The organism is Pseudomonas fluvialis (genome assembly GCF_002835605.1).
GTDB classification, from domain to species: Bacteria; Pseudomonadota; Gammaproteobacteria; order Pseudomonadales; family Pseudomonadaceae; genus Aquipseudomonas; species Aquipseudomonas fluvialis.
Genome location: NZ_PIYS01000015.1, coordinates 17,109 through 38,901, shown reverse-complemented (window position 1 = coordinate 38,901; position 21,793 = coordinate 17,109). Strand labels below are relative to the sequence as shown.

General features: G+C 62.1%; 18 protein-coding genes and 1 pseudogene. 15 read left to right on the top strand and 4 right to left on the bottom strand.

The genetic code is table 11. The features are described 5' to 3' along the window. Positions 1 to 10 precede the first annotated feature (10 nt). The 7 genes from CW360_RS08790 (at position 11) to CW360_RS08760 (ending at position 7,013) form a co-directional block, all read left to right on the top strand. Positions 11 to 331 (top strand): PA3694 family proteiin, encoded by a 321-nt coding sequence (locus CW360_RS08790; RefSeq protein WP_093985519.1) that lies wholly within the window; start codon positions 11 to 13, stop codon positions 329 to 331. 51 nt (positions 332 to 382) lie between these two features. Beyond that, the gene (locus CW360_RS08785) at positions 383 to 1,318 is read left to right on the top strand and encodes a DUF2628 domain-containing protein (protein WP_093985518.1); all 936 of its coding nucleotides are present in this window, start codon (positions 383 to 385) and stop codon (positions 1,316 to 1,318) included. Positions 1,319 to 1,365: 47 nt separating this feature from the next. Continuing rightward, the gene (gene ppc / locus CW360_RS08780) at positions 1,366 to 3,996 is read left to right on the top strand and encodes a phosphoenolpyruvate carboxylase (RefSeq protein ID WP_101193434.1); all 2,631 of its coding nucleotides are present in this window, start codon (positions 1,366 to 1,368) and stop codon (positions 3,994 to 3,996) included. Between the two features lie 330 nt (positions 3,997 to 4,326). Continuing rightward, entirely contained in the window at positions 4,327 to 4,974 is a 648-nt protein-coding gene (gene adk / locus CW360_RS08775; protein ID WP_093985516.1) for an adenylate kinase, read from the top strand. Positions 4,975 to 5,054: 80 nt separating this feature from the next. Then, the gene (tsaB, locus tag CW360_RS08770) at positions 5,055 to 5,738 is read left to right on the top strand and encodes a tRNA (adenosine(37)-N6)-threonylcarbamoyltransferase complex dimerization subunit type 1 TsaB (RefSeq protein ID WP_093985515.1); all 684 of its coding nucleotides are present in this window, start codon (positions 5,055 to 5,057) and stop codon (positions 5,736 to 5,738) included. Between the two features lie 73 nt (positions 5,739 to 5,811). After that, positions 5,812 to 6,165, top strand: a complete 354-nt coding sequence (locus CW360_RS08765) for a hypothetical protein (RefSeq protein ID WP_101193433.1) — start codon at positions 5,812 to 5,814, stop codon at positions 6,163 to 6,165. Then, on the top strand, positions 6,165 to 7,013 hold the full coding sequence (locus tag CW360_RS08760) for a DUF72 domain-containing protein (RefSeq protein ID WP_101193432.1): 849 nt from the start codon (positions 6,165 to 6,167) through the stop codon (positions 7,011 to 7,013). Before CW360_RS08765 ends, CW360_RS08760 begins: the two co-directional genes overlap by 1 nt. Before the next feature lie 6 nt (positions 7,014 to 7,019). Here CW360_RS08760 and CW360_RS08755 read toward each other — a convergent pair whose 3' ends face one another. Continuing rightward, positions 7,020 to 7,802, bottom strand: coding sequence for a hypothetical protein (locus tag CW360_RS08755; RefSeq protein ID WP_101193431.1), 783 nt, complete (start codon positions 7,800 to 7,802; stop codon positions 7,020 to 7,022). A 91-nt stretch (positions 7,803 to 7,893) separates the two neighbouring features. On the opposite strand from CW360_RS08755, the gene CW360_RS08750 reads away from it, so the two are divergent. Beyond that, the gene (locus CW360_RS08750) at positions 7,894 to 8,679 is read left to right on the top strand and encodes a class I SAM-dependent methyltransferase (protein ID WP_101193430.1); all 786 of its coding nucleotides are present in this window, start codon (positions 7,894 to 7,896) and stop codon (positions 8,677 to 8,679) included. Here CW360_RS08750 and CW360_RS08745 read toward each other — a convergent pair. Then, a complete protein-coding gene (locus tag CW360_RS08745; RefSeq protein WP_101193429.1) occupies positions 8,674 to 9,330 on the bottom strand; it encodes a TetR/AcrR family transcriptional regulator in 657 nt (218 codons plus the stop codon). The genes CW360_RS08750 and CW360_RS08745 overlap by 6 nt on opposite strands. 94 nt (positions 9,331 to 9,424) lie before the next feature. Between CW360_RS08745 and CW360_RS08740 the strand changes: the two genes are divergently transcribed. Next, a complete protein-coding gene (locus tag CW360_RS08740) occupies positions 9,425 to 10,528 on the top strand; it encodes an efflux RND transporter periplasmic adaptor subunit (RefSeq protein ID WP_101193428.1) in 1,104 nt (367 codons plus the stop codon). A gap of 6 nt (positions 10,529 to 10,534) precedes the next feature. Then, positions 10,535 to 13,627, top strand: a complete 3,093-nt coding sequence (locus tag CW360_RS08735) for an efflux RND transporter permease subunit (protein WP_093985508.1) — start codon at positions 10,535 to 10,537, stop codon at positions 13,625 to 13,627. 45 nt (positions 13,628 to 13,672) lie between these two features. Here the strand turns inward: CW360_RS08735 and nadC are convergent, their stop codons facing one another. Then, a complete protein-coding gene (nadC, locus tag CW360_RS08730) occupies positions 13,673 to 14,524 on the bottom strand; it encodes a carboxylating nicotinate-nucleotide diphosphorylase (RefSeq protein ID WP_101193427.1) in 852 nt (283 codons plus the stop codon). 288 nt (positions 14,525 to 14,812) lie between these two features. On the opposite strand from nadC, the gene CW360_RS08725 reads away from it, so the two are divergent. The 3 genes from CW360_RS08725 to ampE are packed head-to-tail and all read left to right on the top strand — an operon-like array spanning position 14,813 to position 18,528. Continuing rightward, positions 14,813 to 17,089, top strand: coding sequence for a DUF1631 domain-containing protein (locus CW360_RS08725; protein WP_101193426.1), 2,277 nt, complete (start codon positions 14,813 to 14,815; stop codon positions 17,087 to 17,089). Between the two features lie 42 nt (positions 17,090 to 17,131). Beyond that, a complete protein-coding gene (ampD, locus tag CW360_RS08720; RefSeq protein ID WP_101193425.1) occupies positions 17,132 to 17,677 on the top strand; it encodes a 1,6-anhydro-N-acetylmuramyl-L-alanine amidase AmpD in 546 nt (181 codons plus the stop codon). 14 nt (positions 17,678 to 17,691) lie between these two features. Then, positions 17,692 to 18,528: a regulatory signaling modulator protein AmpE gene (ampE, locus tag CW360_RS08715; RefSeq protein WP_093985504.1), complete on the top strand. Its 837-nt coding sequence runs from the start codon at positions 17,692 to 17,694 to the stop codon at positions 18,526 to 18,528. Between the two features lie 105 nt (positions 18,529 to 18,633). Here the strand turns inward: ampE and CW360_RS08710 are convergent, their stop codons facing one another. Beyond that, positions 18,634 to 19,536: an ROK family protein gene (locus CW360_RS08710; protein ID WP_101193424.1), complete on the bottom strand. Its 903-nt coding sequence runs from the start codon at positions 19,534 to 19,536 to the stop codon at positions 18,634 to 18,636. A gap of 244 nt (positions 19,537 to 19,780) precedes the next feature. On the opposite strand from CW360_RS08710, the pseudogene CW360_RS17320 reads away from it, so the two are divergent. Both CW360_RS17320 and CW360_RS17315 read left to right on the top strand, forming a co-directional pair. Then, positions 19,781 to 20,917, top strand: a pseudogene (locus CW360_RS17320) (HAMP domain-containing protein); the annotation flags it as partial. A 144-nt stretch (positions 20,918 to 21,061) separates the two neighbouring features. Beyond that, on the top strand, positions 21,062 to 21,775 hold the full coding sequence (locus tag CW360_RS17315; protein WP_371870494.1) for a methyl-accepting chemotaxis protein: 714 nt from the start codon (positions 21,062 to 21,064) through the stop codon (positions 21,773 to 21,775). Positions 21,776 to 21,793: the final 18 nt, after the last annotated feature.

Here is a 21,793-nt window from a genome sequence, read left to right as displayed (position 1 = left end):
TGATCCGACGATGACCGAAGAGCGTAACCTGATCCCTTGCATCCTGACCGCCGTGGCGACAGTCGCGGCCACCGTGGCCGCTTTGTGGTACTACGGCTACCTGCATATCGCCAAGGAAGAAGATGCCCTGCTGCTGGCCGATTACACCTTCCTCAAAACCATTCCCGGCCAGGACTACAAGGTGTCCCATGAGCCTGCCCAGCAGGTTGCCCAGTGCATCGACGGTGTGCTGGTTCTGTTCGATACCAAGCAGAAGGGGCTTTCCGGCGTGCTGGTCGACAAGCGCAAGCGTGCCGTGCGTTGTCACGCTGATACGCCGGCGGCACTGTAAGGCCTGTGCGCCCTCCGAGGCGCGGGCCTGCTACCTGACAGGGATGTTCACATGACGCTATGTAACCATTGCGCCAGCCGGCAAATGCCGGCAGCGCGTTTTTGCTCGTCCTGCGGTCAGCCGCTGGACAGTCAGCCTGTATCGCCCGCGGCAGAGCGGGAGGAGTGGTATCGCGCGGTGATCGGGCCGCGTCATAGCGCCTATTACCTGCGCCAGTTCCAGCGTTTTGATGCCGCCGGCAAGGCAGGTATCAGCTGGCACTGGCCGGCCTTCTTTATCTCCTTCTACTGGCTGCTGTATCGCAAGCTGTGGCTGCACGGGCTGGCCTATTTCAGCCTGCCCTACGTGCTGATGTTGCTGCTGGGGCTGCTGGGTGTCGCGGCGGGTGAAGCCGCCGGCAGCGTGATCGGACTGGGGTACCTGCTTTACCTGTTAGCCATCCTGCTGCTGCCGCCCTTGTATGCCAATGCCTGGTACTACCGTGCCTGTCAGCGCAAGATTGCCGAAGCCAGAGCCAGCAGCACCGATCCCCAGCGCCAGTTCGCCTTGCTGGCGGCCAATGGTGGTACCAGTCATGCGGCGCTGTTCCTGATCCTGGCGGTGTTCTGCGTAGCCGTCGTCGGTATTCTGGCGGCGATCGCCATTCCGGCGTATCACGACTACAGTCAGCGTGCCCGGGTCGCCCAGGCCGAAGTGCTGGGGCGCTCCGCCAGTGTGGTGGTGAGCAGCTACTACTACCGACAGCAGCAACTACCGTCCAGCCTGGCCGAAGCGGGCTTTGCCACGCCCTTGCCGGACAGCGTGCAGCGTATCGAGCTGGACGCGGAGAGTGGCACGCTGCATATCACCCTGGCCGGCACGACGCTGGCCGGCCAGCAACTGCTACTGGTGGCCCAGCCCCAGGCCGATGGTCGTCTGGAGTGGCAGTGCCGTAGCGAGCAGATCAGTGACAAATACCTGCCTGGGCGCTGCCGTGAGCAGCCCTGAGCAGCTATAACTGCAGGCACAGCCTTGTGCCTAACGGGGGAACGGCCATGTCGAAGATTGATCCGCGTCTGCGTGAAGACGTGCACCTGCTCGGCGAGTTGCTGGGGCAGACCATTCGTGATGATCGCGGTGAGGATTTCCTGGCCTGTATCGAGCGCATTCGCCAGGCGGCCAAGGCTTCCCGCCAGCTCGATGGCCAGGCTGCGTTGCAGGCGGAACTGGCCCGCCTGGATGATTCGCAGTTGTTGCCAGTGGTGCGCGCCTTCAGCCAGTTTCTCAACCTGGCCAATATTGCCGAACAGTACCAGCAGTTGCGTCGCGAACCGCCCAGCCAGGCCGCCCAGTTGGCCGAACAAGCCTTGCCGCAGTTGCTTCGCCAGTTGCGCGAGCAGGGCCACGCGGCGGATGCCTTGGCCCAGCGTCTGGGCAGTCTGGACATCGATCTGGTCCTGACTGCTCACCCCACCGAAGTGGCCCGCCGTACGCTGATCCAGAAATACGATGCGATCGCCGCACAACTGGCCGCGCTGGATCATGCCGATCTGTTAACGGTTGAGCGACAGCGTATTCATCAGCGCTTGCAGCAACTGGTGGCCGAGGCCTGGCATACCGACGAGATCCGCCATGCGCGGCCGACTCCGGTGGACGAGGCCAAATGGGGCTTTGCGGTGATCGAGCATTCGTTATGGCAGGCTGTGCCGGAGTTTCTTCGTCAGGTCGAGCAGGCCGTCCAGCAAACGTGTGGCCAGGGCTTGCCTCTGGGAGCCGCGCCGCTGCGTTTTTCCTCGTGGATGGGCGGCGACCGCGATGGCAACCCCAATGTCACCGCGCGGGTGACCCGCGAAGTGCTGCTGCTGGCACGCTGGATGGCGGCGGACCTTTTTCTGCGTGATGTCGAGCAACTGATTACCGAACTATCCATGCACCAGGCCAGCGCCGAACTGCTGGCCCAGGCTGGCACGCGCACAGAGCCCTATCGTGAGGTACTGCGCCAGTTGCGTGAGCGTTTGCGGGCTACGCGTGCCTGGGCGCATGCGGCATTGCATGAAGAGCTGCCCCCCGGCCCGCTGGTTCTGCAGGATAACCAGCAACTCTGGGAGCCCCTGGCGCTCTGCTATGCCTCGTTGCAGGCCTGTGGCCTGTCGGTGATTGCCGCCGGCTCGCTGCGCGATTGCCTGCACCGGGTGGCTACCTTCGGCCTGTTTCTGGTGCGTCTGGATATTCGCCAGGACTCCAGCCGACACGCCGCGGCGCTCAGCGAGATCACCAACTACCTGGGGCTGGGCTGCTACCAGGACTGGTCGGAAGCACAGCGCCTGGCTTTTCTGCAGACCGAATTGGACAACCCACGGCCCTTGTTGCCGGCGCATTACCAGGCCAGCGAGGACACTGCCGAAGTACTTGCCACTTGCCGGGTGGTGGCGCAGGCCCCGGCGGCCTCGCTGGGTTCCTACGTGATCTCCATGGCCGGAGCGGCCTCCGACGTGCTGGCCGTGCAGCTGCTGCTCAAAGAGGCCGGGCTGCAGCGCAGCATGCGCGTGGTGCCGCTGTTCGAAACCCTGGCGGATCTGGATAACGCCGCGCCGGTGGTCAGTCAGTTACTGAGCCTGGCCAGTTACCGGGCGCGCCTGAGTGGTCCGCAGGAGGTGATGATCGGCTACTCCGACTCGGCCAAGGACGCCGGCACTACAGCGGCGGCCTGGGCACAGTACCGTGCGCAGGAAGCACTGGTGGCGGTTTGCCAGGCGCAGGACGTGGAACTACTGCTGTTCCATGGCCGTGGCGGTACGGTCGGGCGGGGTGGTGCACCGGCCCATGCGGCGATTCTTTCACAGCCGCCGGGTTCGGTGGCAGGGCGCTTCCGGACTACCGAGCAGGGCGAAATGATCCGCTTCAAGTTCGGTTTGCCGGGCATTGCCGTGCATAACCTCAGCCTCTACACCGCTGCGGTGTTGCAGGCCACCCTGTCGCCGCCACCGCAGGCCAAGCCGGCCTGGCGTCAGCTCATGGATCAGCTGGCGGCAGACGGCGTGCAAGCCTATCGCCAGGTGGTGCGCGAGGAGCCCAGCTTCGTCGAGTATTTCCGCCAGGCAACCCCAGAACAGGAACTGGGGCGTCTGCCGTTGGGGAGCCGGCCGGCCAAGCGTCGCGAAGGTGGGGTAGAAAGCCTGCGGGCCATTCCGTGGATCTTTGCCTGGACACAGACGCGTCTCATGCTGCCAGCCTGGCTGGGCTGGGAGAGCGCGTTGGGTAACGCGTTGGCGGGCGGGCAGCTGTCGGTGTTGCGTGAGATGCGCAGGGACTGGCCATTTTTCGGTACGCGCATCGACATGCTGGAAATGGTGCTGGCCAAGACCGATGCAGATCTGGCTCGCCTGTATGACGAACGCCTGGTGGCAGCACCGCTGCGGCCGCTGGGTGAGCGCTTGCGCCAGTTACTGGCTGATGCGCAGGCGCGTGTGCTGGAAATTACCGGCGCCGACTGCCTGCTTGCCGGCAGCCCGGAAACCCGTGCGGTGCTGGCGGTACGCAACACCTATCTGGACCCGCTGCATGTGCTGCAGGCTGAGCTATTGGCCCGCTCGCGCCTGCCTGAGGGTGCGCAGCAGGCTGCCGTGCAACAGGCGCTGCTGGTCAGTGTGGCGGGGATCGCGGCAGGCCTGCGCAATACCGGTTGAGCAATGGGTCACACTATGACCTTGCCGTCACGCTTGTGAATGCGACCTATGGCTGCTTGTAAGGTGTTGATACGCTGTGTATCTTGACAACCCTTTCGCCCGTCGAGGCCGCATTATCACTGCGCCCGGCAGGCCGGAACATGACTCCGGGCGTGTCGACGAGAGCCGTATGGCAGGTCGGCACGGTCATCGACAGGCGTGTGCCAGGCGACACCAGGCCGACAGCGTCACCCCAGTCCCAGCGACCTGTATGCCAGGCGCGAAACGATTACCTGCGATGGGCCCGAGCGGCCTGTCCGAGCCTTTTGAAACTGTCTTAGGAGCACAACGATGCGCGTGATTCTGTTGGGGGCGCCCGGTGCCGGTAAAGGTACCCAGGCTCGCTTCATCACCGAGAAGTTCGCAATCCCGCAAATCTCCACGGGTGACATGCTGCGCGCCGCCGTCAAGGCGGGCTCCCCGCTGGGCCTGCAGGTCAAGGACATCATGGCCAGCGGTGGCCTGGTCTCCGACGAGATCATCATTGCCCTGATCAAGGAGCGCCTGACCCAGGATGACTGTGCCAATGGCTTCCTGTTTGATGGCTTCCCGCGCACCATTCCTCAGGCAGAGGCTTTGCAGCAGGCCGGCGTGAAGCTTGATCACGTGCTGGAAATCGCTGTGGACGATGAAGAAATCGTCAAGCGCATTTCCGGTCGCCGGGTGCATGAAGCGTCTGGCCGCGTTTATCACGTCGAGCACAATCCGCCCAAGGTGGCCGGTGTTGATGACGAGACAGGCGATGCGCTGATTCAGCGTGCTGATGACAGCGAGGAAACCGTACGCAAGCGTCTGGCGCTGTATCACGAGCAGACCAAGCCGCTGGTGGATTTCTACTCGCGCCTGGCCGCCGTCGAGCAAACGCCCAAGTGCTCCAAGGTAGAGGGTGTGGGTTCGGTGGAAGAGATCACTGCGAAGGTTCTGGCTGCGCTCAGTTAAGCCGTTCGGTATGTCATGCAACGGCCCGCTTGCGGGCCGTTGTCGTTTATCATCTTCGCCCTTGTTGACCGGAGTTGCCCATGACCACTCTGCTGGCCCTGGATACCGCCACTGAAGCCTGCTCTGTTGCCGTGCTGCACGATGGGCGCTGCCTGAGCGACTATCAGGTGATTCCCCGTTTGCATGCCCAGCGCCTGCTGCCGATGATCCAGCACCTGTTGAGCGAGGCTGGGCTGAGCCTGAGCCAGCTGGATGGGATTGCCTTCGGTCGTGGCCCCGGCGCCTTTACAGGGGTGCGTATTGCCATTGGCGTGGTGCAGGGATTGGCGTTTGCCTTGCAGCGTCCGGTGCTGCCGGTGTCCAACCTGGCTGCTCTGGCACAGCGTGCCTGGCGCGAGCAAGGGGCGACGCAGGTGGCCAGTGCCATCGATGCCCGGATGGATGAAGTCTACTGGGGTTGCTATCGCCTTGAGCAGGGCGAGATGCGTGCCTGCCAAGAGGAAGCGGTGCTGCCGCCGGAGGCCGTTCGTCTGCCGATGGGCGAGGCCAGCGAATGGTTCGCCGCGGGGACGGGCTGGGGCAGCCATGCGGCACGGCTTCCCCAGGTGCCCAGGCAGCAGGCCGACTTGTTGCCGCATGCCCTGGATATCCTGCAGTTGGCACGCTTTGCCTGGCAACGTGGTGAGGCACTGCCGGCCGAGCAGGCTCAGCCGGTCTATCTGCGTGACAATGTCGCCACGCCCAAGCAGGCCAGTGCCGGCTGACCACTGGCAGATTGCCAAGCTGCACGGCGAAGGCTAGATTTTCCTCAGATTCTCCCGGGTAGTGTTGCGTACGATGCGTATCGATTCCTTCAATGCAGGCTACAACCCCGAGCGCAGTGGCCGTACCGGCAATGCGCTGACGCCGTATCCCGAGGTGCAGCGTCAGGTTGAGCAGCAGCGTCAGCAGCCGGTCAGTCCTGCCCTGACCCAGGGGTTGGATAATCTCGCGCGTACCCGGCGTGCCGAGGCGGGTACGGCGTCTGGCGAGATATTGCCGGCGCGCACGCAGAACTATGGCGAGTTCTCCGAATTGCGCCCGCAGGTCAGCTCACGTGCCGCCCAGGCATTGGCCAGCTATGCCAGCACCTCGGCGATGGTGGTGCAGAGTGATGCCCAAGAGGTTCTGGGGCTTGATCTGTACGCCTGATGTTGCCGTACTTCCTGGGTTGCCCGGCCTGGAGCGAGCCGGCCTGGCGCGCGCACCTCTATAGTCAATCCGGGGCTGGCCACGCCCTGCAACGCTATGCCAGGGTGTTCAATACGGTCGAAGGCAATACCACCTTCTATGCCGTGCCGAGTGTCGAGACGGTGCGGCGCTGGGCGCAGTACATGCCGGCGCACTTTCGTTTCACGGCCAAGTTGCCGCGCAGCCTCAGCCATGCACCCAGTTTGTATGGGCAGCAGGCGCTGCTGGAGCGTTTCCTTGAGTTGCTGGCGCCGCTGGGTGGTCGTGTGCATCCGTTGTGGTTGCAGTTACCTGCCAGCTTCGCCCCGGCACGTCTGGGTGAGCTGGTTGCCTTGCTCGATGCCCTGCAGGGGCGAGCCGTGGCGGTGGAAGTACGTCATCCGCTGTTCTTTGCCCGCGGTGAAGAGGAGCGGGCGCTCAACCGCCTGTTGCGTGATCGTCAGGTCGAGCGTATCTGCCTGGATGCGCGGGCCTTGTTCAGCTGCACCCTGCAAAGCCCGGCGGTACGCCATGCCCAGGCCAAGAAACCACGGCTGCCGGTGCGTCCGACGGCGTTCAGCGACAGTCCGCAGCTACGTTTCATCGGTCATCCACAGTTACCTGCCAACGATGACTTCCTGCAGCCCTGGCTGGACAAGGTGGCCGACTGGATTAGTGCCGGGCTGACCCCGCATGTCTACCTGCATACCCCGGACAACCAGCTGGCACCACTGCTCGCCTGGCGTTTTCACCGCCAGTTGCAAGCACGCCTGCCAGGGCTGAGCGATCTGCCATGGCCTGCCGCCAGCGAGCAGTACGCGCTGCTCTGAGCCTTGTTAGCGCTGGGCGAGCAGCAGATCGGCGGCCTGGCCGCTGCGCCCGTCAGCAAACTCGAAGCTGCCCAGCTGGGCGATGCGGTCGTAGGCGCCGAGGGCAATGTCCACGTCCCGGACACGCAGGTTAATGGCGCTGACGCCGGCCTGCTCCAGGCTTTGCAGTTGCTGGCGACCCTGGCTATCGAAACGCAGCAGGCGTAACTGCTGGAAGGCCGCATCCTGGGCATCCAGGCGTCCGTCACGGTTGTCATCCAGACGGGCCAGTTCGGCAAAGCCGTTGGCCGCACCACGCTGGTCACCAAACAATTCGCGGCCGTCGTCAATGCGTCCGTTGCCATTGCGATCCATGGCCAGCAACGCGTCATCGCCGCTGGGCATGCTGGTCAGGGTTTGCCGGCCGTCGCCATTCAGGTCGAAGCGAACGCCACGCTCCAGGCCTGTGGTACTGAAACCATTGCCGGCCAGATCAAGCACCAACGGATCACTGACCTGCGGGGTGGCGGGCTGGCCGATCTCTACCTGCAGTTCACGCTGGCTGAGTACCTGCTCGAAGCGTGCCACGTCGCGGGCGGCGGTTTCCAGGAGTTGCTCGGGATCGGCAGCTGTTTCGGGCTGCTTTTCCACGGGGGCTTTAGGGGGCGCCGCCTCGCTGGCAATGCCCAGGGTTCGGCGGAGGATCTGGTAGTCGAGCGAGGCTTCGATGTCGCTCTGCAAACGCTGCTCAAGGTTGTCGCTGCGTGGCGTGGGCGCGCTGGCTTGGCGCGCGCTGATGACCTCGAACATGCTGCACCTCGCTGCGACGTGGTGGCCGGGCTCTGGCAAAATGTCGCTTTGCCGAGTTATCGGCGCAGGTGGGCAATCATTGAGCGAGACGATGGCGAGAAACGACGAATGGCAGGCCGTGCGTCTGAGTGTGCAAGCCCTGCAAGCCGAATATGCGCTTCCGGCTCAGGCATTGGCGGCACAACTCGGCCTGGCGTATCAGGCGACGGTGGCGGATTTTGCCCTGCAACTGGGTGAACAGGGTTTGCAGTTGGTCGAGTTGGGGCCGCAGGCACCGGGGCCGGTGCGCGTCGATTTTGTTGAAGGTGCGCTGGCGCACCGTCGCCAGTTCGGTGGTGGCGCCGGGCAGATGATTGCCAAGGCGGTGGGCCTGGCTCCGGGGATTCGTCCCCATGTGCTGGAGGCTACGGCGGGATTGGGGCGTGATGCGTTTGTGCTGGCCAGTCTGGGGTGCCGGGTGCAGATGTGCGAACGGCAGGCGGTGATCGCGGCACTGCTGGCCGATGGCCTGCGGCGTGCCGCGACGGATGATCAGGTGGCGGCCATCGTGGCGCGCATGCAGCTGCTGGAGGGCGACGCCATTGCCCTGATGCGTGACTGGCAGGGTGACGTGCCGCAGGTCATCCACCTCGATCCGATGTTTCCGCACCGCGACAAGAGTGCTCTGGTGAAGAAGGAAATGCGCCTGTTTCGCCCGCTGGTGGGTGATGATGAGGATGCGTCCAGCCTGCTGGAGGCAGCACTGGCACTGGCTTCCCATCGCGTAGTGGTCAAGCGCCCGCGCAAGGCGCCGGTGATTAGCGGCCCTGCACCCAGTTACAGCCTGGAGGGTAAATCCAGCCGCTATGACATTTATGCCAAGAAAAAACTTTCATGAATTCGCGCGGTAGGCGCGCAGGAACAAACCGACCACGTCACTGACGTACTCTTCTGCGGCACTCCCGCTGAGCGGCTCGCACAGGCCGATCAACAGGCGGAAATTGCATCCGCCGCGAATCAGGCAGAAGAAGTGTTCGGCGGCGCGTGCCGGGTTGTCGATCTGCAGTTGGCCACGCTGGCAGGCCTGCTCGAGCAACTTGTGCATGGCGTCGAGCATGCGCTGCGGGCCGGCATTGAAGAACAACTGGGCCAGTTGCAGATTCTGTCCGCCCTGCGCAGTCATCAGTCGCTGTAGGGCCAGTGACTCGTCGCTGTTGACCAGCGTATTGAAGCCCCGCCCGATCGCCAGCAGGCTGGCCTCGATCGGCACATCTGCTGCCAGCTCAAAATAGGTGGCTGGCAACTGTTCCTCGCATTTGGCGGCCACGGCGCAGGCAAACAGGGTTTCTTTGTCGGTGAAGTGACTATACACGGTGAGCTTGGAAACGCCCGCGGCGCTGGCAATGGCATCCATGCTGGTGCCTTCGTAGCCCTGCTGGAGGAACAGCTGCTTGGCGGCGTCGAGGATTGCCTGACGTTTGAGCTGATCCTTGGGGCGGCCGGGGCCGTTGCTGGGCGTGGACAGGCTGGTGGAAAGAGTGTCTGACATCGTCGTTTAAATACTGGACTGGCGGGTTTGCTATTTTTACTATACTCGCCGGTATAAATATTCCAATAACCCTATTTGTGCAAAGGTTGCTCCCATGTTTCGTCATGTCTTGCCGCTTGCCATACCCGCTGTACTGGGCCTGCTGCTCACTGCCTGTGGCAGCGAGGAACCTACTGCCAGCGTGGCGCGTCCGGTGCTGGTGGTGCAGCCGGTACCTGCCGGTGCGCTGGTGGATACCTTTCCTGGCGAAGTGCGGGCCCGCTTCGAGCCGGAACTGGGCTTTCGCATCGGCGGCAAGATGAGTAAACGCCTGGTCGAAGTCGGCGAGCGGGTCCGCAAGGATCAGCCGCTGGCTGAACTGGACCCGCAGGATGTGCGCCTGCAACTGGAAGCCATGCGCGCCCAGGTGACGGCTGCCGAAGCCAATCTCAAGCTGGTACGCGCCGAGCGTGATCGCTACAAGACCCTGCTGGCTCGTCAGTTGGTCAGCCAGTCGCAGTACGACAACGCGGAAAATCTCTACCGTGCCGGTGAGGCGCGGCTCAAACAGGTGCGTGCCGAGTACAACGTAGCCAGCAACCAGGCTGGTTATGCCGTGTTGCGCGCACCGCAGAACGGGGTGATTGCCAGTCGGCGCGGCGAGGTAGGCCAGGTGCTGGCGGCCGGGCAGACGGTATTCGTGCTGGCGGCGGATGGCGAGCGCGAGGTGCTGATCAGCCTGCCCGAGCAGAGCTACGAGCGTTATCGCATTGGCCAGCAGGTCGAGGTTGAGCTGTGGTCGCAGCCCGGTCGTCGCTACCCGGGGGTGATTCGCGAGATGGCGCCCTCGGCAGACTCGCAGTCGCGCACCTTTGCTGCGCGGGTTTCGTTTGTCGACACCAAGGTTCCCGCTGAGCCGGGGCAGAGTGCCCGGGTGCATGTCCAGCATGATGGCGAAGTCCCCTTGTCGGTGCCGCTGTCGGCGCTCAGCGCCGATAACGACCAGCCCTATGTGTGGGTAGTGCGCGGCAGCGAAAGCCGTCTGCAGCGCGTGTCGGTGGTGATTGGTCCCTACCATGAGGAACGTGCTGCCATTCTCAACGGCCTGCATGGCGACGATTGGGTGGTGGTGGGCGGCGTTCATCTGCTCCGTGAAGGGCTGCGGGTACGACCGGTTGATCGCGATAACCGTCCGGTTGATCTGGCGGGCAAGGAGTAATCGCGGATGAACTTCAACCTTTCCGAATGGGCACTGAAGAACCGTCAGATCGTCCTTTATCTAATGGTTCTGCTGGCGGTGGTCGGGGCGATTTCCTACAGCAAGCTGGGCCAGAGCGAAGATCCCCCCTTTACCTTCAAGGCCATGGTGGTGCGCACCTTGTGGCCGGGGGCGACTGCTGAGGAAGTGTCGCGGCAGGTGACCGAGCGCATCGAGAAGAAGCTCATGGAAACCGGCGAGTACGACAAAATCGTGTCCTTTTCTCGCCCCGGCGAGTCGCAGGTCACCTTCATCGCCCGTGACTCTCTGCGCTCCAAGGATATTCCCGAGCTGTGGTACCAGATTCGCAAAAAGGTCTCGGACATTCGTCACAGCCTGCCGCCAGGTGTCCAGGGACCGTTCTTCAATGACGAGTTCGGCACCACCTTCGGCAACATCTATGCCTTGACCGGCGAAGGCTTCGACTATGCGGTGCTCAAGGACTATGCCGACCGTGTGCAGTTGCAACTGCAGCGGGTCAAGGATGTCGGCAAGGTCGAGTTGATCGGTTTGCAGGATGAGAAGATCTGGATCGAGCTGTCCAATACCAAGGCGGCAACCCTGGGCCTGCCGTTGCCTCTGGTGCAGCAGGCCTTGCAACAGCAGAACGCCGTGACTTCGGCAGGCTTCATCGAGACGCCGACTGATCGGGTGCAACTGCGCGTGAGCGGCAGTTTTCGCAGCGTCGAGGAGATTCGCAACTTCCCCATTCGCGTCGGCGACCGCACCTTGCGGATTGGCGATGTGGCGGAGGTGCAGCGTGGCTTCAATGATCCGCCTGCGCCACGTATGCGTTTCATGGGCGAGGATGCCATTGGCCTGGCGGTATCGATGAAGCCGGGTGGTGACATCCTGGTGCTCGGCAAGGCTCTGTCTGCGGAATTTGCGCGTATCCAGGAAACACTGCCGCTGGGCATGCAGTTACGCCAGGTGGCCGATCAACCGGCTGCGGTGCGTGCGGGTGTTGGCGAGTTTGTGCGGGTGCTGGCTGAGGCGGTGGCTATTGTCCTGCTGGTGAGTTTCTTCTCGCTGGGTATGCGCACCGGCCTGGTGGTGGCCTTGTCGATTCCGCTGGTGCTGGCGATGACATTTGCCGTCATGCATTACCTGGGTATCGGTCTGCACAAGATTTCCCTGGGTGCGCTGGTGGTGGCGCTGGGGCTGTTGGTAGACGATGCGATCATCGCCGTGGAGATGATGTCGATCAAAATGGAGCAGGGCTTTTCGCGGATCAAGGCAGCCAGCTATGCCTGGACCAGTACGGCCTTTCCCATGCTCACCGGCACGCTGATCACTGCCGCCGGCTTCCTGCCGATTGCCACGGCGCAATCGGGAACGGGCGAGTACACCCGGTCGATTTTCGAGGTGGTCGCCATTGCCTTGTTGGTTTCGTGGATCGCCGCCGTGGTTTTCGTGCCTTACCTGGGCGAGCGCCTGCTGCCTGATCTGGCCAAGCTGCATGCAGCCAAGCACGGCGGTAGCGGTGCAGGGCATGACCCTTATGCCACGCCGTTCTATCAGCGGGTGCGTTATGTGGTGGGGTGGTGTGTCGAAAACCGTGGGCGGGTGTTGCTGTTGACCCTGGGACTGTTTGCCCTGTCCATCGTGCTGTTCCGCTTCGTGCCTCAGCAGTTCTTCCCGGCCTCCGGGCGTCCCGAGCTGATGGTCGACCTGAAACTGGGCGAGGGCGCTTCGTTGCGCGCTACCGAAGAACAGGTGGCACGTCTGGAGGTACGGCTGCGCGAGCACGCGGAGATCGAGAACTACGTGGCCTATGTAGGAACGGGCTCGCCTCGCTTTTATCTGCCCCTGGATCAGCAGTTGCCCGCGACCAGCTTTGCCCAGTTCGTGGTGTTGGCCAAGGATGTCGAGGCGCGCGAGCGGGTACGCAGTTGGCTGATTGAGCTACTCAACAACGATTTCAGTCAGCTGCGCTCGCGGGTTTCGCGTCTGGAAAATGGTCCGCCGGTAGGTTACCCGTTGCAGTTCCGGGTGTCTGGTGAACACATCGATACGGTGCGCGAGCTGGCCCATCAGGTCGAAGAGAAGGTGCGCGAAAACCCCCATGTGGTCAATGTGCACCTGGACTGGCAGGAGCCGAGCAAGGTGGTGCGTCTGGATATCGATCAGGATCGTGCCCGTGCCTTGGGGGTCAGCACCGCGGACTTGTCTGCCTTCCTGCAGGGCGCGCTGTCCGGAACGCTGGTTAGCCAGTACCGCGAAGGCAACGAGCTGATCGAGATCCAGCTGCGCGGCACGCCCGATGAGCGCTTTGGCCTGGGCCAGCTCGGCAGCCTGGCGGTGCCGACGGACAAGGGGCGCAGTGTGGCGTTGTCGCAGGTGGCCACCCTGACCTATGGTTTCGAGGAAGGCGTGATTTGGCATCGCAATCGCCTGCCCACGGTCACGGTGCGCGCCGACATCTATGGCGACGAGTTGCCGGCTTCGCTAACCCGGCAGATTCTGCCGACCCTGGAGCCGATTCGCCGTCAGCTACCGGATGGCTACCTGCTGGACGTGGGGGGCACGGTTGAGGACTCGGCGCGTGGCCAGGCGTCGGTCAATGCCGGGCTGCCGCTGTTCGTAGTGGTGGTGCTGAGCTTGCTGATGCTGCAGCTGAAGAGCTTCTCGCGCTCGGTGATGGTTTTCCTGACCGCACCGCTCGGACTGATTGGCGTGACGCTGTTTCTGTTGTTGTTCCAGCAGCCTTTCGGCTTTGTCGCCATGCTCGGCACCATTGCCCTGTCCGGGATGATCATGCGCAACTCGGTGATTCTGGTTGATCAGATCGAGCAGGATATCGCCGCAGGCTTGAGTCGCTGGAATGCCATCATCGAAGCGACCGTGCGGCGTTTCCGGCCCATTGTGCTGACCGCGCTGGCCGCGGTACTGGCGATGATTCCGTTGTCGCGCAGCGTATTCTTCGGGCCGATGGCGGTGGCCATCATGGGCGGTTTGATCGTTGCCACGGCACTCACCTTGCTGTTCCTGCCGGCGCTCTATGCTGCCTGGTTCAGGGTGCGCGCCGATGAACCGACGCGCCCCAGGGCAGACCACTGAATGGGCTGGCGCCCCTTGCCGACTGGGTGAGGGGCGTCGTGCGGGTCAGTCGGCCAGCAGGCGCAGTGACAGGTCGACGGCCTTGATGTCCTTGGTCAGCGTGCCAAGCGATATGTAGTCGACGCCGGTTTCCGCCACGCTACGCAGGTTTCCGCCATGGATGCCGCCGGAAGCCTCCAGCTTGGCGCGCCCACCGCACAGTCGTACGGCTTCGCGCATATCGGCATCGCTCAGTTCGTCGAGCATAATGATGTCGGCGCCGGCGGCGAGTGCCTGCTGTAGTTCCTGCAGATCCTCGACTTCGACTTCCACCGGCTTGCCGGGGGCGATGTGGCGTGCCTGCGCGACAGCCTGGGCGATACCGCCGCAGGCGGCAATATGGTTTTCCTTGATCAGGAACGCGTCATACAGGCCAATGCGGTGATTGTCACAGCCACCGCAGGTGACCGCGTATTTCTGCGCCAGGCGCAGGCCGGGCAGGGTCTTGCGGGTATCGAGCAGGCGCACACCGGTGCCGCTGACCAGATCGGCATATTGACGGCAACGGGTCGCTACGGCCGATAGGGTCTGCAGGAAATTCAGTGCCGCACGCTCGCCGCTGAGAATGGCCCGTGCCGGGCCGCTCAGGCGCAGGAGTAGCTGGTTGGCGAGTACCTGCTGGCCGTCCTCGACCAGCCACTCCAGACTGACTGTCGGATCAATCTGACGGAATACCTCATCGACCCAGGCGCAGCCACTGATCACGGCGGCCTCGCGAGTGATCAGCTGGGCGCGAGCCTGGCGCTCGGCAGGAATCAGCTGGGCGGTGATGTCTCCGCTGCCAATATCTTCCCGTAGGGCGATGCGTACGTTGGCCTGGATTTCATCGGTCAGCTGGGCAAGGGTCAGGTTGGGCATGATCGGCTCTCTGGGGTGAGTTGGCGATTATACGGTGCTGTCTTGCGCTCGTCAGGTTGCGCCGTTGGTCACGTACCTTGACCGTTTGTAGGTTGATTTGCCCTGGGTGTGATCTGAGTCATGTCTAGGGCAAAACAGCCCTTGGTAGAAAGGCGTCACTCTTCAATAATGCAAACGACCAATCAGATTTTGACGCCATATCTATGGCGCGGCTGGTAAAAGATCGATTCCAGTTGTTCGCACAGCAGACCCGTCTACCCTTTGCGGTAAGGTCGGCAGGAGAGCGCAATGCAGACCGAGGCTAATGTGGTACACCTCAAGCGTGTAGTTGCAGAGCAGACTAATCCCTCGCCGGTAGGAAGGTTGCCCGTGGCGTTGACCCAGGTGCGTGACAAGGCTGCTTTGCAGCTCAAACAAGCCCTGCAGGCATTGTTCGACAATGCCGACGACTCGCTGTTCGAAATGGCCGATCGGGCCACCAGCAACGCTGAGCAGAATGCCTATTTCGAGGCCATGCGTGACTTGCGCCTGAAGCGCAAGGTGATTGAGCGGGCTTTCCTGCAAAAGGTTTTCGAGTCGTTCTCGTTGCTCAACCAGTACGAGATTGGCAAGCCGGCGCCGCAGCTGGATGTGCTGGACAGTTCTGCGCTCAGCCTGGTGCAAGAGGAAGAGCTGGAAGAGTCGGTTGCCATCGATACCATGGTTGCCAAGGTGCTCAATCGTGATGGTCAGGCGCTTGGCCATGTCACGCAGCGTATCAACACACTGGTTAGTAAAGCGGTCGATGACAAGAGCAATCCGCTGGGTCCGCGTTTTCTCTGCGAAGCATTTGCCGAGGCTACGCGTTCGCTGGAGGTGGAGATACGCGTCAAGCTGATTGTCTTCAAGTTGTTCGAGCGCTTTGTGTTGAGCAGCTTGGGAGAAGTCTACGCGCACGCCAATGAGCAACTGATCAACGCCGGTGTACTCCCCAACCTGCAGTCCCAGCGTCCGGCGCGCCCCTTGCCGGCGGCTGGTCAGGCCGCTGGCAGAGCGCCGGGGGTGAGTCTGCCCGTCGACGATGCCGGTATGCAGGAGGCTTTCAGCGTATTCCAGGAGCTGCTGGCTCAGGTGCGTGATGTGGCGTTGCCGCAGCGTCAGCGTCCCGCCGATGCCTTGCCGATCAGCAGCAACGACTTGTTGCGTCTGCTCTCGCATATGCAGCAGCAACTCCCGGTGTCAGCCCAGGCGGATATCGATCTGCGTGACCAGGTGGATTCGCTGCTGACGCGTGCCAGTGCCCGCAGTGGCAAGGCGCGCATGGTCGGTCAGGTTGATGATGATGTGATCAATCTGGTCTCGATGCTCTTCGAGTTCATTCTCGATGATCGCAACCTGCCGGACTCGCTCAAGGCGCTGATTGGCCGCCTGCAGATCCCGATGCTCAAGGTGGCGGTGATCGACAAGAGTTTTTTTGCCCGTGGCAGCCATCCTGCACGACGCTTGCTCAATGAAATTGCCGCCGCCGCGATGGGCTGGGCTGATCAGGATGATGTCCAGCGTGATGGGCTTTACCAGAAGATCGACCAGATAGTGCAACGTCTACTCAAGGACTTTGTCGATGACCCGGCGATCTTTGCCGAGTTGCTGGCGGATTTTCTGGCCTTTACCGGCGATGAGCGTCGGCGTAGCGAATTGCTGGAGCAACGTACGCGTGATGCCGAAGAAGGGCGGGCGCGTGCTGAACTGGCGCGCCTACAGGTCGAGCAGGCGCTCAATGAGCGCTTGCTTGGGCGCACCCTCCCGGAGGTTGTGGTACGTCTGCTCCAGGAAGCCTGGAGCAAGGTGCTGCAGTTGACCTGCCTGAAGCACGGCAGTGAGTCGCCTGAGTGGCAGGCCATGCTGACCACCATGGATGACTTGATCTGGAGCGTAGAGCCCCATGATGAGCCCGAGGCGCGTCTGCAGTTGTTGCAGTTGGTGCCCAATCTACTCAAGGCGCTGCGCGACGGCTTGAATGGCGCAGGGTTCGACCCCTTCGCTGCGGGTGATTATTTCACCCAGTTGGAAGCACTGCATGTTCAGGCTTTCCAGCGCTTCAAGAAAAGCATGGCCGAGGCACCGGAAACCATCCCTGACGAGGCGTCGCATGAGCTTGGACACGGGTTGGCCGAGCTTGATCTGCCGGTTGTCCTTGCTGTTCCGGAAGAGCCGCCAGCGATGGTCGAGGTGGTTGAGGAAATTGTCTTGCTGGCACCTGGCGAAGCGCGTCCTGCTGGTGAGGAATGCCAGTTGCCCGACGATGATGAGGCATTGCTCAAGGTTGATCAGTTGGGGGTTGGCAGCTGGGTCGAGATTCAGGAGGACGAAGAGCACAAGCTGCGCTGCAAGCTCGCGGCGATCATCAAGCCAACCGGCAAGTATGTTTTCGTCAACCGTACCGGCATGAAAGTGCTGGAAAAGACCCGTATGGGGCTGGCTGTCGAGTTTCGTCGCAATGCGGTGCGCCTGCTGGATGACGCCTTGTTGTTCGATCGTGCCCTGGAGTCGGTGATCGGTAACTTGCGGCGTCTCAAGGGCGCCTGATCCATCAGGGCTCTGCTAGAGTGACGGCTACAAGGAGCCGTCATGCAATTCGATCCGCAAAGCGGCTGGTGTACGGGCATCAGCCATTGTCCTTCGGACAACTTCAACGAACGACCCGATGGGGAGATTTCCCTGTTGGTGATTCATAACATCAGCCTGCCGCCCGGTCAGTTTTCTACCGGGCAGGTTCAGGCACTTTTTCAGAATCGCCTCGATCCGCAGGCCCATCCCTATTTTGCCGGGATCGCCGGGTTGCGTGTCTCTGCACATTTTCTCATCGAACGAGACGGTCGGCTGTGGCAGTTTGTTTCCTGCCTGCAGCGTGCCTGGCACGCAGGCGTTTCCTGCTTTGCCGGGCGTGAGGGGTGCAACGACTTCTCGTTGGGTATTGAGCTGGAGGGTACTGATGATCTGCCTTTCAGCGAGGCGCAATACAATCAGCTAACGAGCCTGACTCGTCTGCTTCGCCAGCACTACCCGGCGATTAGTCTGGAGCGTATCGTCGGCCATAGTGACATTGCGCCGGGACGCAAGACAGATCCCGGCCCATACTTTGACTGGCAGCGCTATCGCGCCAGCCTGGTCTGACAGGGAGAGCGTATATGAGTTTTCTGGTGTTGCTGCTGCTGGTCTGGATCGAGAAGTTTTCTGCCTGGCGCTTGCGCCTGCAGCAGGATGGCTGGTGGCAAGCCTGGTTGCAGCGTGTAGAAGGTGAAGAGCCTGCGGCCAATCATACGGGTTGGCAATTGTTGTGCTTGATTTTGTTGCCACTCTTCCTGCTGGGGCTGTTGCTCTGGGGGCTGGAGTCGGTCGCTTATGGCTGGCTGGCTTTCCCGGTGCATCTGCTGGTGATGCTCTACAGTCTCGGGCGTGGTGATCTACTGGCGCAGCAGGGGCCATTTCGTGATGCCTGGCGCCGCGGCGACCAGCAGGGTGCACTGCATGCCGCAGAGCGTGACATGGGCGTGACTGCCGAGCAGGGTGATGAGTTGCTGGCCCGCGTGCAGGGGCATCTGTTGTGGCAGTCTTGCCAGGGCTTCTTCGTGGTGATTTTCTGGTATGCGCTGTTGGGACCGCTGGTTGCCCTGGCCTATCGCTTGCTGGCGCTGACGGAGCAGCAGGCAGCTAGCCCGGTGTTGCGCGAGCGGGCTGGGCAATGGCGGCACGCTCTGGACTGGTTGCCGGTACGCTTGCTGATCAGCAGCTTTGCCCTGGTAGGCAACTTCGTTGCCGTGAGTCGCGGTTACCTGGCCGAGCTGCTCAATTGGGATATCGAGGGGCAGCGCTTGGTCGCCGAAGCCGGACGAACCGCGGCGGAAGTGCCTGCACAGGCTTCTGGTGAGGCCGGATTGCGCACGCTGGATGCCTTGTGGCATCTGCTGTTGCGTACCGCTGTGGTTTGGTATGCCGCACTGGCCCTGTGGATTCTGTTGATCTGAGCGAGTGACCTGTTGGGCTGAGGCCGCCCGCCAATCTCCTCGCCAGGCTTGTGTTTCGGCTTGTCACGGCGCTGGCCTGGCGGTCGGTGTGAGTCACGCGGCAAACTAGACGTCAGTTTGTGCTCCCAGCCAGGCGGCACCGCGTACGCCGCTGGAATCGCCATGCCGGGCGCGTACCAGGCGCGTGTTGACGCGGTCGGAAAATACGTGCTTCTGCCAGTGCCGTACGACGCCTGGGTAGAGTTCGTCGATATTTGACAGGCCGCCACCCAGTACGATCACGTGCGGGTCGAGCAGATTAATCACGCTGGCCAGGCTACGGGCCAATTGTTCGATATAGCGCTGCAAGGCTGCCTGTGCCTTGGGTTGCCCGTTGCGGGCGGCGATAACCAACTGCTCGGCATCCAGTTGCAGCTGGCTACGTGCGGCCCAGCCAGGACCGCTGAGAAAGGTCTCGATGCAGTCCTGGCGGCCACAGTAGCACGCCATGCTTGGGCCATCCTCAGTCCCGCGGGCCGGCAGGGGATTGTGTCCCCACTCGCCGGCAATGCCATTGGGACCGGCAAGCAGCTGTCCGTTGATGACGATACCACCACCCACACCGGTGCCGAGAATAGCCCCGAAGACCGAAGGGGCGCCGCCAGCAGCGCCATCAGTGGCTTCGGACAAGGCAAAGCAGTCGGCATCATTAGCCAGTCGTACCGGGCGTTGCAGGCGTCTCTGCAGGTCACCTTGCAAGTCTTGACCGATCAGCCAGGTGGAGTTGGCGTTCTTGATCAGGCCGTGATCGGGAGAACGCGTGCCGGGTATGCCGACGCCCAGGCTGCTGCACGGGCCAAGCTGTCTTTCGGCAGCCTCAATCATACCGGCTATAGTATCCAGTGTGGCTGGGTAGTCGCCGCGCGGTGTGGCTTGCCGGCGGCGTAGCAGCTCCTGTGATCCATGCAGGGCGATGATTTCGGTCTTGCTGCCCCCCAGGTCGATGCCCAGGCGTATCGGTTCGTGCATGATTTACCTTAAGTTACAGAAAGATAGGCCGATATCAGGTACACAGGTGCTGTCACCGTGTGGCGTCAGGGTGCCATCATTGCCCTGCATGTCTTGCTATCGCGTTGGTTGATCCGCCGAGCTGCCCTGTGCGGCGGCCTGGGGGCGTGAGATGCTTGGTCTGCTACAAAGCCCATGCCGCATAAAATAAAAAAACGACGGGAGAAGTCCAGTGAAGACCGTGTTGTATCCGGCCATCGCGTTGATGAATCGCCTGAGCTTCGGCATGAAGTTCAGCCTGATCAGTGTGCTCTTCTTTCTGCCCATGCTGATCACCAACTATTACCTGGTTAGCGATTCCTACCGCCAGGTAGTGGCGACCGAGACCGAGCTGCAGAGTCTGGACCTGCTCGGTAGCAGTCTGAAGCTGCGGCGTGACGTCGAGGCCCTCAATGACTTTACGCTGATCAACATGATGATTGGCCAGTCGGGCAATGCCGGCGATCTGGACTCGCGTATCCAGGCCATGGAGAAACAGCTGCAGGCTGATCTACAGGCCATGAGCCCAAAAACGCGCGATGCAGCGGTGCTGGAAGAGTTCAATAGCAAGCGCGACGAACTGTTGGCTGCCTTGCGTGCGCTGAGTGAGCAGTCGTCACTGCAAAGCAAAGTACAAATGGCTGAGCAGTTGGTCGGTAGCACGCAGATCTTTGCGCGCTTCATCGCCGCTCTGGGAGGGCTTAGTCAGGACGCCGAGCGTGATGTGCGGCAGTTGGCTGAGCTGATTACCGGCGGTACGCCGCAAGTGACCGCGGCACTGGGTGTGGGGCGCGCCACGGGCGCTTATTCGATTGGCCAGGGTTTCCTCAACTCGGCGGCCAGTACCCGGCTGGACGACCTGTTGCTGACTTTGGAACGCCTGCATGGTGACTACGGCACGCGCATCAGTGAGGCGTTGGCGAGTCCGGCTGTACGCAGTGAGCTGGGGGGGCAGGCGGAAGCCAGTCAGGCTTCGCTCAAGGAAGCCATGCTGCTACTGGAAGACCAGGTCATCATGGCCGAGGAGATGAATACCCCCTGGCTGGATTTCTACCAGCAAATGGGCTCGCTGATGGAGAAAACCTATCAGCTGGATGATGCCGCCCTGGCTGTGATCGAGCGCGATCTGCAACAGCGTCTGGGCGAGAAACGTGGCCAGATGATCTTGCTGGTGATTGCCCTGGTTTTGGTCTTCCTGGCCATTGTCTACCTGTATGGCGGCTTCTATGTGTCGACACGCAGTTCGCTGAAAGCGCTTGGCCAGGTCATGGGGCGCATGGCCGATGGTGATATGACGGTCACGTTCCGTGTGCAGAGCCAGGACGAGCTGGGCGAGCTGGGACAGGCGGTCAATGATGCAGTAGGCAAGATCCACCAGTTGATCCGTGAAGTAGGCGATACCGTATCCAAGGTTGAGCACCAGGCTGTGCAGGTCGAGCAGGTTTCCGACCAGAGCAACCAGGCGGTGGCCGGGCAGCGTGGGCAGATCGAGCAGGTGGCCACGGCCATGAACGAAATGTCTGCTACTGCCCAGGAAGTAGCCCGCAGCGCGGCGGCGGCGGTGGGCAGTGCGCAGAGCGTCAATGAGGAAACGGTGAGTGGCCGTGCGCTGGTCGAAGCGCAGGTTGGCAGCATTGAGCGCCTGGCCGCGGAGATTGACCAGTCGGTGACCGTGATCGACCAACTGGCCAGTGACAGCGCCTCGATCAGTCGGGTGCTTGAGGTTATCAAGGGGATTGCCGAGCAAACCAACCTGCTGGCTCTCAACGCGGCTATTGAAGCTGCGCGTGCCGGCGAGCAGGGACGAGGGTTTGCCGTGGTGGCTGATGAGGTGCGCACCCTGGCCAAGCGTACTCAGCAATCGACCGAGGAAATCGAGCAGATGATCGCGCGTCTGCAGCAAGGGGTGGCCGCAGCCGTGAAGGCCATGAACAGCAGTCACCAGAAAGCCGATGGCACGGTCAGTGAGTCGTCCAAGGTTCAGTTGGCGCTGGAGAACATTTTGGCGGCAGTCGGCATGATCGTCGACCAGAACCAGCAGATCGCTGCGGCGGCCGAGCAGCAGACAGCTGTGGCCCATGATATCGACCAGAACATTGTCGAAATCAACCAAGCGGGAGAACGCACGGCCGAAGGTGCCAGCCAGACCGCGCGTGCCAGCCGCGAGCTGAGTAGCCTGGTAGGCCAGCTCAAGCAGCTGATTGCCACATTCAAGGTCTGAGAGCAGGACCATGGTTCG